This window comes from Eudoraea algarum (assembly GCF_050589645.1).
GTDB lineage: Bacteria > Bacteroidota > Bacteroidia > Flavobacteriales > Flavobacteriaceae > JBNGOQ01.
Genome location: NZ_JBNGOQ010000004.1, coordinates 219,380 through 236,154, shown reverse-complemented (window position 1 = coordinate 236,154; position 16,775 = coordinate 219,380). Strand labels below are relative to the sequence as shown.

At 44.3% G+C, this 16,775-nt stretch carries 12 protein-coding genes; 1 reads left to right on the top strand and 11 read right to left on the bottom strand.

The annotated features are described in order from the left end of the window. Positions 1-4: 4 nt before the first annotated feature. The 7 genes from pgi to uvrC form a co-directional block, all read right to left on the bottom strand. The gene (gene pgi / locus ACRD67_RS16120) at positions 5-1,642 is read right to left on the bottom strand and encodes a glucose-6-phosphate isomerase (RefSeq protein ID WP_430968254.1); all 1,638 of its coding nucleotides are present in this window, start codon (positions 1,640-1,642) and stop codon (positions 5-7) included. Position 1,643: 1 nt separating this feature from the next. Continuing rightward, positions 1,644-2,915, bottom strand: a complete 1,272-nt coding sequence (locus tag ACRD67_RS16115) for a M23 family metallopeptidase (protein ID WP_430968253.1) — start codon at positions 2,913-2,915, stop codon at positions 1,644-1,646. Positions 2,916-2,922: 7 nt separating this feature from the next. Continuing rightward, positions 2,923-3,891, bottom strand: a complete 969-nt coding sequence (locus ACRD67_RS16110) for a tryptophan 2,3-dioxygenase family protein (protein WP_430968252.1) — start codon at positions 3,889-3,891, stop codon at positions 2,923-2,925. Between the two features lie 8 nt (positions 3,892-3,899). Beyond that, positions 3,900-4,679 carry a DUF3108 domain-containing protein gene (locus ACRD67_RS16105; RefSeq protein ID WP_430968251.1) on the bottom strand — a complete coding sequence of 260 codons (780 nt, stop codon included), beginning with the start codon at positions 4,677-4,679 and terminating at the stop codon, positions 3,900-3,902. 316 nt (positions 4,680-4,995) lie between these two features. Then, a complete protein-coding gene (gene hppD, locus ACRD67_RS16100; protein WP_430968250.1) occupies positions 4,996-6,159 on the bottom strand; it encodes a 4-hydroxyphenylpyruvate dioxygenase in 1,164 nt (387 codons plus the stop codon). Positions 6,160-6,344: 185 nt separating this feature from the next. Next, on the bottom strand, positions 6,345-8,567 hold the full coding sequence (locus ACRD67_RS16095) for a patatin-like phospholipase family protein (protein ID WP_430968674.1): 2,223 nt from the start codon (positions 8,565-8,567) through the stop codon (positions 6,345-6,347). A 52-nt stretch (positions 8,568-8,619) separates the two neighbouring features. Further along, positions 8,620-10,407: an excinuclease ABC subunit UvrC gene (gene uvrC / locus ACRD67_RS16090; RefSeq protein WP_430968249.1), complete on the bottom strand. Its 1,788-nt coding sequence runs from the start codon at positions 10,405-10,407 to the stop codon at positions 8,620-8,622. A 641-nt stretch (positions 10,408-11,048) separates the two neighbouring features. Between uvrC and ACRD67_RS16085 the strand changes: the two genes are divergently transcribed. Then, positions 11,049-11,612: a 5-formyltetrahydrofolate cyclo-ligase gene (locus tag ACRD67_RS16085; protein WP_430968248.1), complete on the top strand. Its 564-nt coding sequence runs from the start codon at positions 11,049-11,051 to the stop codon at positions 11,610-11,612. Here the strand turns inward: ACRD67_RS16085 and ACRD67_RS16080 are convergent. From ACRD67_RS16080 to ileS, 4 genes are read right to left on the bottom strand one after another with little or no spacing between them, the layout of a single operon-like run. After that, positions 11,609-12,229: a lipoprotein signal peptidase gene (locus ACRD67_RS16080; protein ID WP_430968247.1), complete on the bottom strand. Its 621-nt coding sequence runs from the start codon at positions 12,227-12,229 to the stop codon at positions 11,609-11,611. The genes ACRD67_RS16085 and ACRD67_RS16080 overlap by 4 nt on opposite strands. A gap of 33 nt (positions 12,230-12,262) precedes the next feature. Then, complete coding sequence (locus ACRD67_RS16075) at positions 12,263-12,883, bottom strand: DUF4097 family beta strand repeat-containing protein (protein ID WP_430968246.1); 621 nt, start codon at positions 12,881-12,883, stop codon at positions 12,263-12,265. A 37-nt stretch (positions 12,884-12,920) separates the two neighbouring features. Beyond that, positions 12,921-13,304, bottom strand: a complete 384-nt coding sequence (locus ACRD67_RS16070; protein WP_430968245.1) for a TraR/DksA family transcriptional regulator — start codon at positions 13,302-13,304, stop codon at positions 12,921-12,923. Between the two features lie 3 nt (positions 13,305-13,307). After that, positions 13,308-16,709, bottom strand: coding sequence for an isoleucine--tRNA ligase (gene ileS / locus ACRD67_RS16065; RefSeq protein WP_430968244.1), 3,402 nt, complete (start codon positions 16,707-16,709; stop codon positions 13,308-13,310). Positions 16,710-16,775: the final 66 nt, after the last annotated feature.

Sequence of the window (16,775 nt, the reverse complement as noted above, 5' to 3'; positions counted from 1 at the left end):
TACCTTAGTTCTTAAAAGATTGCAAAAGCTGCATTGTAGAAGCATCGTGATCAGTGATTTCGGAATCCTGTATATCCTTTAAAATGGCTGTAGCCAACTGCTTCCCGAGTTCAACACCCCACTGATCGTAGCTATAGATGTTCCATAACACCCCTTGTACGAATATCTTATGCTCGTACATCGCGATCAAAGCGCCCAAGCTTTTAGGGGTCAGTTTTTTGATAAGTAGCGTATTTGTAGGCTTATTGCCCTCGAAAACTTTAAAGGGAAGTAGGGGCGCAATTTCCTTTTCGGACAGGCCTTTTTCTTTCAATTCGGTCAGCACCTCTGCCTTGGATTTTCCGTTCATCAGGGCTTCGGTCTGGGCGAAAAAATTGGCCATTAGCTTGTGGTGGTGGTCGGTGTCCCCATGTAGGGATTCCTTAAATCCAATGAAATCGGTCGGAATGAGCTTGGTCCCCTGGTGGATCAACTGAAAAAAGGCGTGCTGCGAGTTGGTTCCGGGTTCTCCCCAGATTATGGTCCCGGTCTGGTAGGCTGTCCTTTGCCCATTCCTGCCCACGCTCTTCCCATTACTTTCCATAATCCCCTGCTGCAAATAGGCCGAAAACCTATTCAGGTATTGGGAATAGGGAATAATGGCCTCCGTTTCGGCCCCGTGGAAGTTGTTGTACCATATACTCAAAAGGGCCAGGATAACGGGTATATTGTCCTCAAAATCGGCCGTTTTAAAATGCGTATCCATGTCATGGGCACCGGCCAGAAGGGCATCAAAATTTTCGAAACCTACCGCAAGGGCTATGGATAGGCCCACGGCGCTCCACAAGGAGAACCTACCGCCCACCCAATCCCACATGGGAAATACGTTTTCCTCGGCAATGCCGAAGGCTTCTATTTGGGCCGCATTGGTGGAAACCGCAGCAAAATGTTTGGCCACATCCTGTTGTTCCGCATAACCCAGGAACCACTTTTTGATGGTCGTGGCATTGCTCAGGGTCTCCTGAGTGGTAAAGGTCTTGGAAACCACAATGAACAGTGTGGTCTCCGGATCGAGCTCCTTAAGGATTTCGTGCACATGATCCCCATCCACATTGCTTACAAAGTGGGCCTTTAGATGGTTCTTATAAAATTTCAAGGCCTCGGTGACCATCGCAGGTCCCAAATCTGAACCCCCGATACCAATATTCACGATATCCGTGAATTTTTTTCCTGTGTATCCTCTTTTATCCCCGGAGATTACCGCTTCCGTAAAGGCCTTGATCTGTGCCTTGACACGGTACACCTCGGGAATCACATTTTCACCTGCAACTTGTACCGTTGCCGATTCCCTGGCGCGCAAAGCCGTATGAAGTACGGCCCTCCCTTCGGTCTCGTTGATCGTATCCCCCGAAAAATATTTCTGGATGGCATCTTTTAGTCCCATCTCACGGGCAAGTGCCTGCAAAAGGGACATGGTCTCCCCATTAATCCGGTTCTTGGAATAATCCAATAAAAAATCGCCCCAGCTTATACTGAACTCCTTGGCCCTTTCTTTATTGGCCGCAAAGAGATCTTTAAGTTTTAGGGTTCTGTTTTCAGTAAAATGTTGGGTCAGTTTTTCCCAGGCTTTGGTGGTGGTTGGGTCGGTGTTCTGTAATGGCATTTTATTGATTCAGCGTTAGGAGATCAACCTGAGATTCTTTTTCCGGGAAACCCATGCAATCCAACTGATCTTTTATGGGTGCTATAAATTCGGTATACTTGGGCCTTAAGGCTTCTGCAAGGGGTTCCGCTGCCGGTAGCTCCTCTCTAAAGGGGTCTACCTGCCGGCCATTTTTCCAGAAACGATAACATACGTGGGGGCCACCGGTATTGCCGGTCATGCCTACCCATCCGATAACGTCGCCCTGCTGTACAAAATCGCCCCGTTTTACCTTTTGTTTTTTCATGTGCAAGTACTGGGTACTATAGGTGCCGTTATGTCTGATCTTTACATACCGTCCATTGCCCCCGCGCCTTGTAGACTCGGTAACGGTACCATTGGCGGTAGCCAAAATGGGCGTGCCTACAGGTGCGGCATAATCCGTTCCCTTGTGCGGCCTAACCCTGTATCCGTAGTAGCGTATCCTCCTTTTTAGGTTATATCTGGACGATATTCTACTAAACTTTACAGGAGCCCGTAAAAACGTTCTTCTCAAATTATTGGCCGATTCATCAAAATAATCATCCAGGTTCTTAAGGGAATCCGCTTCAAAATTGAAGGCGTAAAAGGGTTTTCCATTATGCTCAAAATAGGCTGCCTCAATAGGTTCTGCCCCTGCATATATACTGTCGTTGATAAATTTTTCCTTGTAGATGACCTTGAATTTATCCCCTTTTTGTAGTCTGAAGAAATCTATGGTCCAGGCGTATATCTCGGATAGGTTGTTGGTTATGTTATAATCTATTCCCTGGTCCAGTATGGCTTCCGACAAAGAAGTTTCAATAATTCCCGAAGCTTCCCTTTGCACATACTTTACTTCCTTCTTCTCTTTGTAGGCCACCACAGAGTCCCTAAGGTCCACCACGGTATAATTGATGCGGTCGTTTTCATAGATGAATACTTGGGCCCTTTCTGTACTATCTTTGGATTTTAGAATCCAATAGGGTTTCCCCACCATAATCTTTCGCACGTCAAAGGTATCCCTGAATTCCTCGGAAACCCTTGCAATTTTGGGGTAATCCACCTTGTTTTGGAGCATGAGTTCCCCAAAACTATCCCCGCTCTTTACGGTATCTTGTTGTACCTTAAAGTTATCCAGGTTAAACCCATACTGCTTTACCACAACCGGTATTTCATCGGCTTTCACGGCGACCACCTCTTGCTTGAGGGGTTTGTCCTCTTTACAGGATGCCAGTAAAACCAATGCCAAAATGAAGCCCCAATATTTTTGCATGCCTATTCTATTGTTCTAGTTTTTCGGGGTTAAAGATATGGTCTACCCATTGTTTTCCCCAATTATCCAACTCTTTTTTTGAATACAGTTCAGGGAAAAACACCACTTTTTGAAAACTTGGAGGTAAAAACTTCTTCCAATTGGTGCCCCCTGTTGCATCTATTGCTTTGTTGTCCTTGGCCAGATATCTATAGGCAGAGCCCATATGCATCAATGGCCAATTCACGTTTGCATTGATATCCAATTTTTTTAACGCAGCTATCAGGGTTTTATTATGCTTAATTTCCTCAGGTAATTTCTGGTATTTGTGATATATGGTGGTATCCTTCAATTGTTTGGCGATCCGTATGAGCCTGGGCGTATACCGATACTCAAATTGCTTAAGGGTCAGGGTCTTTTCACCCGTTGCCTTATCCGTGGCTCCTTTTTTCCAATAGATATGCTCAAACAGCTCTTCAATACTATTCTTTGAGGAAAACCTATCCCGTTCGGTATGGTGTACCAAATTCTCCAAGGGCGTGGCGTAGACCTCGATCATTCTGTACTGGGCCGATTGAAATCCGCTAGCGGGCAAAAGGGCCATTCTGTATTGCAAAAACTGCTCGCGCTCCATCCCCTTTATCATAATACTAAAGGAGGAAATTAGGGCCTTGTAATAGCTATTTATCCTATTGACCTTCTCTATAAAAAAATGGGCTTCCTGTGAAACGACATCCACCAATTGTTTTTGCTCATGAAGAATTAATTTAAAATAGAGTTCCGTAATCTGATGGTACATGATGAAGATCTCCTCATCCGGGAAATGGGTCCTCGGTACCTGAAGACTCAAAAGAGTATCCAAATGGATATAATCCCAATAGGTAAGGTAACGCTGGTAGAGAAGCCCATCCAGATAAGAGCTTAAATCTTGACCAGAATTCTTATATTTTTCGGCGAGTTTGGCGATTTGCGATTCAATCCGCTCCTTATCGTTCATAAAGTGCCCTAATCCATTATTATTTTAAACTGGTTCCTTAAACCGTTATATCCGGCCAAATCTGCCTTTATGGAACCGACAGCCAAATCTGCCTTTATCCTAATGGGAATCTTATTGCGGTCGTTGGATACCCAAAGGGACAGACTTTCCTGTTCCTTAAATACCCTGCCCGACTGTACGTAAGGTCTAAATTTTAAACATTCTACCTTGCCGAACTTGGTGCGCAATATTTCTTTCCCCAAATACTTGAGCTTGAACTTAAAGATTCCATCATCATCGTAAAGCATATCCAACTGTATGGATTCACCCTTGACCAAATCATCCAATTCATAATTGCTTCTCAGGTAGTAGAAGGCAGATAACAGATCCTGTATACTATCCCGGATCGTAAAATTAAACTTTTTCTTGTTCTTCTTGTCATTTAGTACCGCAAGATCGTTTTCATGGTCAAAGTTTATTTCCACATCCTTGGTATAGCCCCCCTCATTGATCTTGCGCACAAACTTGTACGGTTTTCCGTTCTGTTGGCCAAAATAGCTTTCATAGGTGTCGTCTACCTTAAAAAAGATGCTAGCAAAGCCCGTGGTCCTTCCCCTGCCTACCACATGATAGACCGGAGTATCGTTTATAACATCGGTCTTTAGATGAAGGGTCGCAAAACTGGCATTCAAAAATCCATAATGTATTCTGAACTTAAGCCACTCTCCAGATTTAAAGGCAGGTCCTTTTTCTTGGGCATTTAAGGAAAGGCCCACAAATACAACAAGAACGATGTAAAGTTTTTTCATAGCCGAAAGTTGCACTAAAATTACTAAAACGGGATTAAATTATTTCCACTTTACATTTACTTAAACAAATTTTGTTCCAAAGTATTGCACAAAAAAAAGCCCAGTGTTGACACTGGGCTTTTCCTAAATAACCAACCAAACTTTAAATTATGAAAAACCAATACTTAAAGTAATAAGGGAACCACCCCTTATGTGTTACAAATTTAAGGCATCATTTCTGTTCTGTAAATTGTTTTAACGTACTTTAACTATCGTCTTAACAGTAATTTAGATAAGCCGGGCAAAAATTTGCAAATTATTAAGAAAGCAGGGGCCTTTAAAGGGTTCCCCTAGCCTCTTGTTCGCGTTCTATAGCCTCAAATAGTGCCTTGAAATTTCCAACCCCGAAAGACTGGGCGCCCTTGCGTTGAATAACCTCGATAAACATAGTGGGCCTGTCCACTACCGTTTTTGTAAACAATTGTAACAAGTACCCCTCCTCATCCCGATCGATAAGGATACCGTGTTTTTTTAGCACCTCAACGTCCTCATCTATTTCGCCGACCCTTTCCAATAAGTCGTCGTAATATTCTTCGGGCACATATAAAAACTCTACCCCTCTATCGCGCATGGCGGAAACCGTTTCCACAATGTTGTCCGTGGCAACGGCAATATGCTGTACCCCAGGGCCGTTGTAAAAATCCAAATACTCTTCAATTTGTGATTTTTTCTTGCCCTTGGCCGGTTCGTTGATAGGGAACTTTACGCGGCCGTTCCCATTGCTCATCACCTTGCTCATTAGGGCAGTGTACTCCGTTGCAATATCATCGTCCACAAAGGAAATGATTTGGGCAAAGCCCATAACTTCCCCGTAAAACTTGCACCAGGTGTTCATTTCATCCCAACCTACGTTGCCCACCATATGGTCTATAAATTTTAATCCCACTGGTTCAGGGTTGTAGTGCGACTCCCATTTTTTGTATCCGGGCAGAAAAACGCCCTGGTAGTTTTTGCGCTCAACGAAAATATGCACCGTTTCACCATAGGTGTAGATTCCAGACCGTATGGTATGGCCCTGCCCATCTTCCTCACGGGTGGGTTGCATAAAGGGCTTGGCCCCGCGCTTGGTGGTTTCCTCGAATGCCTTAGTGGCATCTTCGACCCATAAGGCCACCACTTTGACCCCATCTCCATGTTCCTCTATGTGTCTGTTGATTTCGCCCCCTTTTTGCAAAGGGCTGGTCAGTACCAATCTAATTTTTCCCTGTTTCAAAACATAGGACACCCGATCTTTAAGGCCTGTTTCCAAACCGGCATAGGCCTCGGACTGAAACCCAAAGGCCGTCTTGTAATAATGGGCGGACTGCTTCGCGTTTCCTACATAAAGTTCCACGTAGTCCGTGCCCAGGAGTGGAAGGAAATCCTCCGCGTCCGAAAATAGTTTCTTCAGGGAATATTCCGTGTTCTTTAAATCTTTTAAATTCTTTATTTCTGCTGCCATGATGTTCTTTTGAATAGATTAACTAAATATTGAATAAGGATATGTGTGGTGGAAAGTCTCCACCATGTCCTTACCACATAGCCCTGAGATGGGCAGTTATATCAATCCGTGTTTCTAGCATATCATCGGGAATCCGAAGTACAAATATCGTAAAAAAACGATCAACTCTCGATACGGCATACGGCTTAAAACCAATATCCTATACTAATAAAGATGTTACTGCTATCTATTTCCGGGGACCAGGAATACAATACCTGCATAGGGCCCATAAAGGACTCCCATCCGTATCCCAGTGAATAACCGGAAAAGCTGGGCTCCGTAAACCACTCCCCCGTCCGGAAAAGATCGTCGTCCACATTGGCAAAATTTGCCGAGAACATAAGATGGTTCTTTGGGGAGAATTCATAATCCAACCGCCCAAATGCCTTTACATAGCTGTTTCCTGGCAGGCTTAAAAAATCATAGCCCAAAAAGGGTACAAAATTATTGGTCAGGTTGTTCCCAAAGCCTCCCAGCACAAAATCAAAGGAAGTAACCCCGGAGGTGCCCAATTTAAAGCCCCCTTCGGTCTCTATGTTCAGGGAAAATTTCCCAGCCAAGGGAAAGGCCGCACCCATTCTGGCCTTGGCAATGGAAAACTCCTTGAAATTATCATTGAAATCGGATGAAAACAAATACAAGTGGAAGTCTCCGTTGAAGTACAAGCCCTTGCTTGGAAAATAATTGTCGTCATAAGTGTCCAGAATGAGATTCCCGTAGGCGCTAAAATAGTTGCTCTTTTCAAAGAATGTTCGGCCCTCGGAAGACAGGTTCAGGGCCATGTTGTTCCCAGCAGTGGAATCCCGTAATGTCCTGGTGCTATATTTTAGGAATTTGTGTTCTGCGCCCAGGGTTACGGCAAATTCCTCCTGAAACACGGTTTGTAGATAAATTTGATTGGTCAGGTCCGAAACATCCAGGTTAATGGAATTGATATTGGGGTCGTCAGTGACCTCAAAATTTGATCGAATCAGATCAAAATCTATTTCTTCCTCGAACTGATCAAATTTGGAATTGACCCCAAAGCTCCAATAAAATCCCTTATCCACATAATACTGCAGATTATACCTGATATTATCGCCCAAAATAAAGTCGAACGAAGCCACATCATCTTTAAGTAAAGAGTTCTTACGGGTTAAATTGATCATGGCCGCACTTTTATACAGGTCATCATAATGTGCGCCCAGGCGGATATAAGTTTTTGTAGGGTTCTCCCGCAGTTTTAAAATAAGGTCTACCCCAAGGCCATTGGACACCAACTCGTACCTCAGTCCTTGAAAGTTACTGGTAGCCGAAAGGTTGCTGATTCCCTGTTGCAGTTTTTCGAAGGTCGTTTTCTCTCCTAGGGGAAATCGCAACTTTCCTTTAACATAACCGCGGGTATAATTCTTGTTTCCACGCAAAATAAGGCGGTTTATGGTAATGGAGTCCTGCGGCTCAATGGCCTGTTTTATCGTTTTTTGACGGTTTTGCCGCATGGAAAGGGCCTTTAATGCCACAGTGTGCTGTTTAGCGGCCACTTCCCCACTTTTGATGATCTGGCCACCAAGGTCAAAATCGATGACCGAAAAATTGGCGATATCCGGCGTGATATAGATATCGGTCTGCTTGGATTTTTCGACCATATCGCTGACCGTTCTAAAATTGTTGATCTGCAACAAGATCTCTGTGGCGGAATTTAGGGATTCCCTGTCCGACAGACCGTGCTGAACATCTACACCAATGATGATATCCGCTCCCAGGGCCTTTACCCTTTCCACGGGATAGTTATTGACCACGCCTCCATCTATCAAAATGTTCCCGTCTATCTCCGAAGGTTCAAACAGGGAGGGAAAGGTGCCACTGGCCAAAATGGCCTCGGGGAGATATCCCCTGTCCAACAACACTTCTTCCCCCGTCTCAATATTGGTGGCTATACAGAAAAAAGGGGTGGGCAAGCGGCCAAAGTCATCTACATCCTTTACATGAAATAAAAGACGGACCAATTCATTATAGATATTTTGTCCTCTAGAGATTGCTGAAGGGAAGGAGATCTTAAAATTGCTGAAGGGCAACGTAAGCGCGTATCTTTCCGAATCCTCTTTTTCATAGAACGTTTTTGCATTTCTGGGCAGGTTATCCTGTATAAGCTCGGTGAAATCGGTATTTTTAAAAATTGAGTCCAATTCCCCCGCAGAATATCCGGAGGCATACAGTGCCCCTACAATGGCCCCCATACTGGTCCCCCCAATATAATCGATTTCCACTCCGGCCTCTTCGATCACCTTCAATGCCCCTATATGTGCCATCCCCTTGGCACCACCCCCACTGAGCACCAATCCGACTTTTACATCCTCGGCCTGTTGTTGTGCCGTAAGGGACAGGGACATGAGCAACAGGGCTACCCATAGATACGGTTTGCACCTGCCCTGTACAGGTTCTTTAGTGAAAGGTTTCATATATTTTCTTTGCTTTGACCATCCCGACGGATTTGGCCAAGTTTTCGATAGAGGCCTCCTTGATGCGCTTTACCGATTTAAACTCCTTTAATAATTCTTGGGCCGTTTTTTCTCCGATTCCTGCTATACCCTCCAGTTCCGAATCAATGGCCGCTTTGCTTCTTTTGTTCCGATGAAAGGTAATCCCAAAACGGTGGGCCTCATTACGCAATTGCTGTATGATGCGCAAGCTTTCCGATTTTTTATCCAGGTACAAGGGAATGGGATCGTCCGGAAAATAAATCTCCTCCAGGCGCTTTGCAATCCCAATGATGGCCACTTTGCCCCTTAAATCCAGCAATTCCAAGCTTTTAAGGGCCGATGACAACTGGCCCTTGCCCCCGTCAATGACGACCAACTGCGGTAGGGACTCCTCTTCGTCCAACATGCGCTTGTAACGCCTAAAGACCACTTCTTCCATGGAGGCAAAATCATCGGGCCCGGTCACCGTCTTAATATTAAAATGTCTGTACTCTTTTTTGGAGGGCTTTGCATTTCGGAAGACCACACAGGCGGCTACCGGATTGCTCCCTTGTATATTGGAATTATCAAAACACTCTATATGGCGTGGTTCTTCGGACAGGCGCAGGTCCTTTTTCATCTGGGCCACAATCCGATTGGCGTGCCTATCGGGATCCGTAATCTTGATCTGCTTAAAGCGCTCTTGCCTAAAGAACTTGGCATTCCGCTCGGAAAGCTCCAATAACTTCTTTTTGTCGCCCAATTTGGGAACGGTGACCTTTAAGTCAGGTGCTACCGTAATCCGGAACGGCACATAGATCTCGCTCGAATTGGAATTGAAACGCTGCCGTATCTCTATTATCGCCATCTGAAGGAGGTTTTCATCAGATTCGTTCAATTTCTTTTTTATTTCCATGGTGTGCGAACGTATGATGGAGCCGTGCGAAAGTTCCAAAAAGTTAACATAGGCAAAGACCTCATCGGATATCACCGAAAATACGTCCACATTGTTGATCTTGGGGTTCACTATGGTAGACTTGGCCTGGTAGTTTTCCAGTACTTCTATTTTGTCCTTTATCCGCTGTGCCTCCTCAAAATGCATTTGTGCGGCCAAGGACCGCATTTGTTTTTTAAAGTACTGCAGGGAGGTTTTGAAATTCCCTTTTATTATCTGCCTAATATCGGCTATTTGCCTGTTGTACTCCTCCTCTTCCTGAAGGCCTTCGCACGGGCCCTTGCAATTTCCCAGATGGTATTCCAGGCATAGCTTGTATTTGCCCGCTTCAATCTTTTCCTTGGAAAGATCGTAGTTGCAGGTCCTTAAAGGGTATACCCCCTTTATGAGATCCAATAAGGTGTGTACGGTCCTCATACTCGTATAGGGACCGTAGTATTCGGAACCATCCTTGATCAACTTACGGGTGGGGAATATTCTGGGAAAGCGCTCCTTTTTTATACAGATCCAAGGATAGGTCTTATCATCCTTGAGCATTACATTATATCTGGGCTGATATTTCTTGATCAGGTTGTTCTCCAACAGGAGCGCATCCGATTCGGTAGGGACCACAATATGCTTAATGGACCTTATTTTTTTAACCAGCACCCGCGTTTTTCCGTATTCGTGTTTTTTCGTAAAATAGGAAGAAACCCTTTTTTTTAGATTCTTCGCTTTGCCCACATAAAGTATTACCTCGTCCGAATCATAGAACTGGTATACTCCGGGGCTGTTGGGCAATGTACTCAGTTGTACCTCAATGGAAATTTCGGACATCTAATTGAACGCGATTTTACAGATCATTGTTTACAAAGTTAAATTACTATGTTTTTATGAAAGGGATAGGGCTTTTGTTTTTTTTAACTTCCCTTCTTTAACGGTTCCCGTAATTGGCCCATACGCAGTGTTTGGGTATTCCAGAACAGGAAAAACCCAAGGCTGCGCGCTTGGGAGTACAGCTATAGTTTTTTTGACGCCTTGATTTGGGTTTTTCGAAAATCCAGGGGCCGTCTTTTGCCATATCTTTCTTTTTTTTCTTAAAAATTCAAAAAAAATAAGGACGAAATGCCCAATGCCCAAATTGTTCCCAATTCCTTATTTGGCCATCTAAAATATTGAATATCATCTGTTTAAAATAAGATCTTTGTAAACTTTTTGTAATCCAAAGGAAAGGGAAATGTTAAAAAACAATTAAAAAAGCGCATTTCATCGGTAAAAAAGTGCCTTTTATGGGATTTATAAAGATTTTTCTTTACATTTATTTCATCAAAAATTTATAATCGTATGGAGAATTACTTTATTGTTGGAGGCACCTACCTTATTTTGATGCTCTTCTTCAAAATTTACTATGCAGTTGTTGTTAAGGAGTAGTTTTAGTTTTATCGTTTCCCCAATTTTTCCGAGAGCTTAGCAATCATATGTTGAAGCAGGAACTTCGATTACACTATCAAAATCTTAGAAACAGTTTATCTTCAGAAGAATTATCCTCGCTAAGTCTGCAACTGGCGAACAGACTTCTTGAACTCCCAATTTGGTCCTTTGATACCTATCATCTTTTTTTGCAGCTTGCAGAAAAAAAAGAGGTTGATACTTCTTACATCCTTTCCATTCTATTGGGAAAGGACAAAAATGTGGTGCTTCCCAAAATGGAAAAGGGCGGGATCCTACGGCATTACTTGCTTACCGACAATACCGTCCTAAAAAAGAACAAGTGGCATATTCCCGAACCTACCGGTGGACTCGAAGTGCCTGCATATCAGCTGGATGTAGTTTTTATGCCACTCCTTGCCTTTGATCAATTGGGCAATCGGGTGGGTTATGGAAAAGGGTTTTACGACCATTTCTTGGAAGCCTGCCATCCCAAAGTCCTGAAAATAGGGCTTTCCCTCTTTGAAGCGGAAGATGAACCCATTGCTGACATTCATAAGAACGATATTCCCATGGATTACTGCGTTACTCCCAGTAAAACGTACAGGTTCTAGGCGTCTTGCTTTGCAAAAGCCTTTTTGTTGAAGACCAACAATATACCTACCCCCGTGCTGATGGCCGTGTCAGCTATATTGAATACGGGTTCGAAAAATCGAAACCTGTTCCCCCCAAAATAGGGAACCCAATCGGGCCAGGTAGTATCTACCATGGGGAAATAAAGCATATCTACCACCCTACCATAAAAAAGACTGCCGTAGGGCTCATCCGAAAACAAAGTGGCCACCTGGTTATAACTGTCGTTGAACAAAACCCCGTAAAAGATGGAATCCAAAATATTGCCCAAAGCTCCCGCAAAAATCAGGGAAACGGACAAAATAAGGGTTCTGGAAGCCTTCTTTTTAATGGTGTCGTGCAACCAATAACCGATTCCCACAATAGCAAAAAGTCTAAAAATGGTCAAAATCAATTTTCCGGCCGATTCCGAAATAGGCAGGAAATCGCTGAGTTTGGTACCCCATGCCGCTCCAGAATTCTCTATAAAATATATTTTGAACCAACTAAAGACCTCTACAGAGTGCTCATAGATAAAATGTGTCTTGATGTAGATTTTGCTTACTTGGTCCACCAATAGTACCAAAGTAATTAGTATAAGGGACTTTTTTAAACTCATGCGTCAAAAATAGGTTGGGCAAAAATAGACATATTATTTGGTTTTCTTAAGATGTATGTTGCCCGTAGTTGTGCGTAGGGTAAAACGATTGTCTCCCTCGGGAATGGTCTCCTCGAATATTTTTCCATATTTGGAGGAAGCCTTGATTTCCGCAGCCCCTTGGCTTACATAAATATCTCCGCTCTGTGTAGTGACGGCTACGGTTTGGCCGGTGTTGTTCAGAGTACATCTGCCATCTTCCAAAACAACATCCAATTCTTCATAGGAGCCCGTAACGGTAATATTGCTACTGGTCCCATATATCTTTACACTTTTGTGCCGGGGGACCATGACCGTTAAGGCGATGGATATGACCTTATGTGCACTTAACTTGTCGTTTGGGTTTACGAAATTGGGCTGAAAACCTGTACTGACGAAGACCGTGGTACCTGCTTTCCGTATATTGAGCAGCAAATCCTTTTTGTATTCCCCATCTATAGTAGCCTCAACCACCATTTGATCCGACAAGGAAGTCCTCAGATCCACTTCAAAACAATTGTTGGTTTCTATTTGAATAGAAGAGGTGGTAGCGTCAATGTAGGATTTTTTTACAAGCTTCTGGGCAGCCAGCAAATTAGCACACAACAGTACCGAAATAAATAGTCCCTTCTTCATCCCCCCGCAAAAAACCACCTTTTCCGGCGTTGCATCTTTATTTCTGCATGTTCTTGGCCTCGATGCTCAATGTAGCATGTGGTACCAATTTAAGACGCTCCTTATTGATGAGTTTTCCTGTAACCCGACAAATGCCATACGTTTTGTTTTCTATACGCATCAAGGCATTCTTAAGGTCGCGGATGAACTTTTCCTGACGTATGGCCAATTGGGTGTTGGCCTCCTTGCTCATCGTTTCAGAACCCTCTTCAAAAGCTTTAAAGGTAGGTGCTGTATCATCCGTACCATTGTTGCCATCATTCATATAGGAGCTTTTGAGAAGATCCAAATGGCTTTTTGCCTTTTCTATTTTTTCTTCTATCAGAACTTTGAACTCTTCAAGATCTTTATCCGAATATCTTATTTTTAAATCTTGTGCCATCTTTTACTGTTTTTGGATAAACAATTTTGTATTTACTTCATCAAAGGTAATCGCTGTTCCCTTTTCCATTTGTTCTTCAAAATCCAATTCTGCTGTCAGCGTTTCCGTTTTAATATAATTCATGTTGCTCGCAACCGCCTCTTCAACAAAACCGTCTTTTAATATCTTTATATTTATTCTGTCCGTTACCTCAAACCCGGATTCTTTCCGTATGTTCTGAATCCTGTTTACCAACTCCCTCGCTATTCCTTCCTTTCGAAGGTCCTCGTTGATCGTAATGTCCAACGCAACGGTCAGTGCGCCTTCATTGGCCACCAGCCAACCTTCAATGTCCTGTGAGGAAATCTCTACATCCTCTAACCGTAATTTAATAATTTTATTTTCTAAAGCAAGTGATATTTCGCCTTCTTGCTCAATTTTTTGGATATCTTTCTGATTTAGAGTGCTGACGGCCATGGCCACTTCCTTCATTTCCTTGCCAAAACGGGGGCCCAACTCCTTGAAATTAGGCTTTATCCGCTTCACCAAAATCCCAGAGGCATCATCGAGCAGTTCCAGTTCCTTAACATTGACCTCCGATTTGATCAAATCCGCAACCGCCTCCAATTCTTGCCGTTGTCCTTCGTCTTGCACCGGAATCATAATTTTCTGCAAGGGCTGTCTTACTTTGATCTTTTCCTTCTGTCTAATAGATAGCACAAGGGACGATATGGTCTGTGCCTTTTGCATTTTGCTCTCCAAGGCCTTGTTCACCATGGCCTCATCACATTGCGGAAAATTGGACAGATGAACACTTTCAAAACGCTCTTTTTGTGTGACAGCTGTAAGATCGGTATACAAACGATCCATAAAGAAGGGTGCTATAGGGGCCGAAAGTTTTGCCACCGTTTCCAAGCAGGTATACAAGGTCTGATAGGCCGCTATCTTGTCTCTCCCATAATCGCCTTTCCAGAAACGTCTCCTGCATAAACGCACATACCAATTGCTCAGGTTTTCCTGCACATAGTCCGATATGGCCCTGGCCGCCAGGGTAGGTTCATAATCGGCATAGGCTAGGTCTACCTTCTTGATCAGTGTGTGCAGTTCCGATAAGATCCATTGATCGATCTCCGGGCGTTCATCCATTGGAACATCGGCTTCCGAATAATCAAATGCATCTATATTGGCATAGAGTGCAAAGAAGGAGTAGGTATTGTACAAGGTTCCAAAAAATTTGCGCTTCACCTCCACAATGCCATCGCTGTCAAATTTTAGATTGTCCCATGGGTTGGCGTTCGAGATCATATACCAGCGTGTGGCATCTGCGCCGTGCTCTTCCATGGTAGTAAAGGGGTCTACCGCGTTGCCCAAGCGTTTGGACATCTTCTTGCCGTTCTTGTCCAACACGAGCCCATTGGACAGCACGTTTCTGTATGCTACCGAATTGAACACCATAGTGGCTATGGCATGCAGGGTATAGAACCAACCCCGTGTCTGATCCACACCTTCTGCAATAAAATCGGCCGGGAACGCCGAACCCTGATCGATCAGGTCCTTGTTCTCAAAGGGATAGTGCCATTGTGCATAGGGCATTGAGCCGCTGTCGAACCAAACATCTATAAGGTCGTTCTCCCGTTTCATCGGTTTCCCTGAAGGAGCAACCAAGGTAATTTGGTCCACGATATTTTTATGAAGGTCTATTCTGTCATAGTTGGCCTCGCTCATATCGCCTACAACAAAATCGGCAAAGATATCAGCTTCCAAAACGCCTGCTTTTACCGCTTTGGCCATGGCTTCCTTCAATTCGGCCATGGAGCCGATCATCAACTCTTCTTTCCCGTCTTCGGTGCGCCAAATGGGCAGGGGTACGCCCCAATACCTTGAACGGGAGAGGTTCCAATCGTTCGCATTTGCCAACCAATTGCCAAACCGTCCTTCACCGGTTGCCTTGGGCTTCCAATTGATCGTTTCGTTGAGATCGAACATCCGGTCTTTGACATCGGTTACCTTAATGAACCAGGAATCCAGCGGATAATAGAGTACAGGCTTGTCGGTCCGCCAGCAATTGGGGTAACTGTGCAGGTATTTTTCTACTTTAAAGGCCCTGTTCTCCTCCTTCAATTTGATTGCAAGCTCAACATCCACCGATTTCTCCGGGACCTCGCCCTCCTCATAGTATTCATTCTTCACGTACTTGCCCCCAAATTCTCCAAGTTCCGGACGGAACCTTCCCTGCAGGTCTACTAAGGGCACTGGGTTGTTATTTTCGTCCAGGACCAATAAAGGCGGCACCTCGGGTTTCGCCTGTTTGGCCACAAAGGCATCATCCGCGCCAAAGGTAGGGGCCGTATGTACGATTCCGGTTCCATCCTCGGTGGTCACAAAGTCTCCAGCGATTACCCGAAATGCATTTTCCGGATGCTGATAGGGTTGGGCATAAGGGAGCAATTGCTCATAGCGGATATCCACAAGATCCCGTCCCAAGAAGTTGGCGGCAATCCTATAGGGTATTTTTTTGTCCCCAGCGCTATATTCCAGTAGGGCGGCTTCGGTATCCACGGATACAAATTTCCCTGCAAATTGTTTTTCGACCAGGGCTTTCGCCAATAGCACGGTAATGGGTTCAAAGGTGTATTGATTAAAGGTCTTAACCGCAACATAGTCTATTTTTGGACCTACCGTTAAGGCGGTATTACTGGGTAGGGTCCAAGGTGTGGTGGTCCAGGCAAGGAAGAACAACTCCCCGGGCAATCCATCGAACCCCTGGGGGAGGGAATCCCGCTTCACTTTGAACTGGGCCGTAACCGTGGTATCGGTTACATCCTGGTAGGTGCCCGGCTGGTTGAGTTCATGGGAACTAAGGCCTGTTCCCGCCTTTGGGGAATAGGGCTGTATCGTATATCCTTTATAGATAAGTCCCTTGTCATAAATCTGCTTTAACAACCACCAAACGGATTCCATGTACTTGGACTTATAGGTGATATAGGGGTCGTCCATATCTACCCAATAGCCCACCTTCTCGGTCATCTCGTTCCAAACATCGGTATAGCGCATCACCGCTTTTCTACAAGCGGCATTGTAGGCCTCTACGGATATCTTCTTGCCAATATCCTCCTTGGTAATGCCAAGTTCTTTCTCCACCCCAAGCTCTATGGGCAGGCCATGGGTATCCCAACCCGCCTTTCGCTTTACTTGAAAACCTTTCATGGTCTTATAGCGCGGAAAAATATCCTTGATGGTCCTTGCCATGACATGGTGGATCCCGGGCAAACCGTTTGCGGAAGGCGGTCCCTCGTAAAAAACAAAACCGTCCTTGCCTTCCCTGTTGGAAACACTCTTTTCAAAAATATGATGTGCTTTCCAATCGGCCAATACGGCTTCCGCCACTTTGGGCAAGTTTAGTCCTTTGTATTCAGCAAACTTCATAGACCTGTTTCGGTAACTCAAATTAAGGATGCAAAATTATAAATTTAGATTGAATTTAAAGCCTTC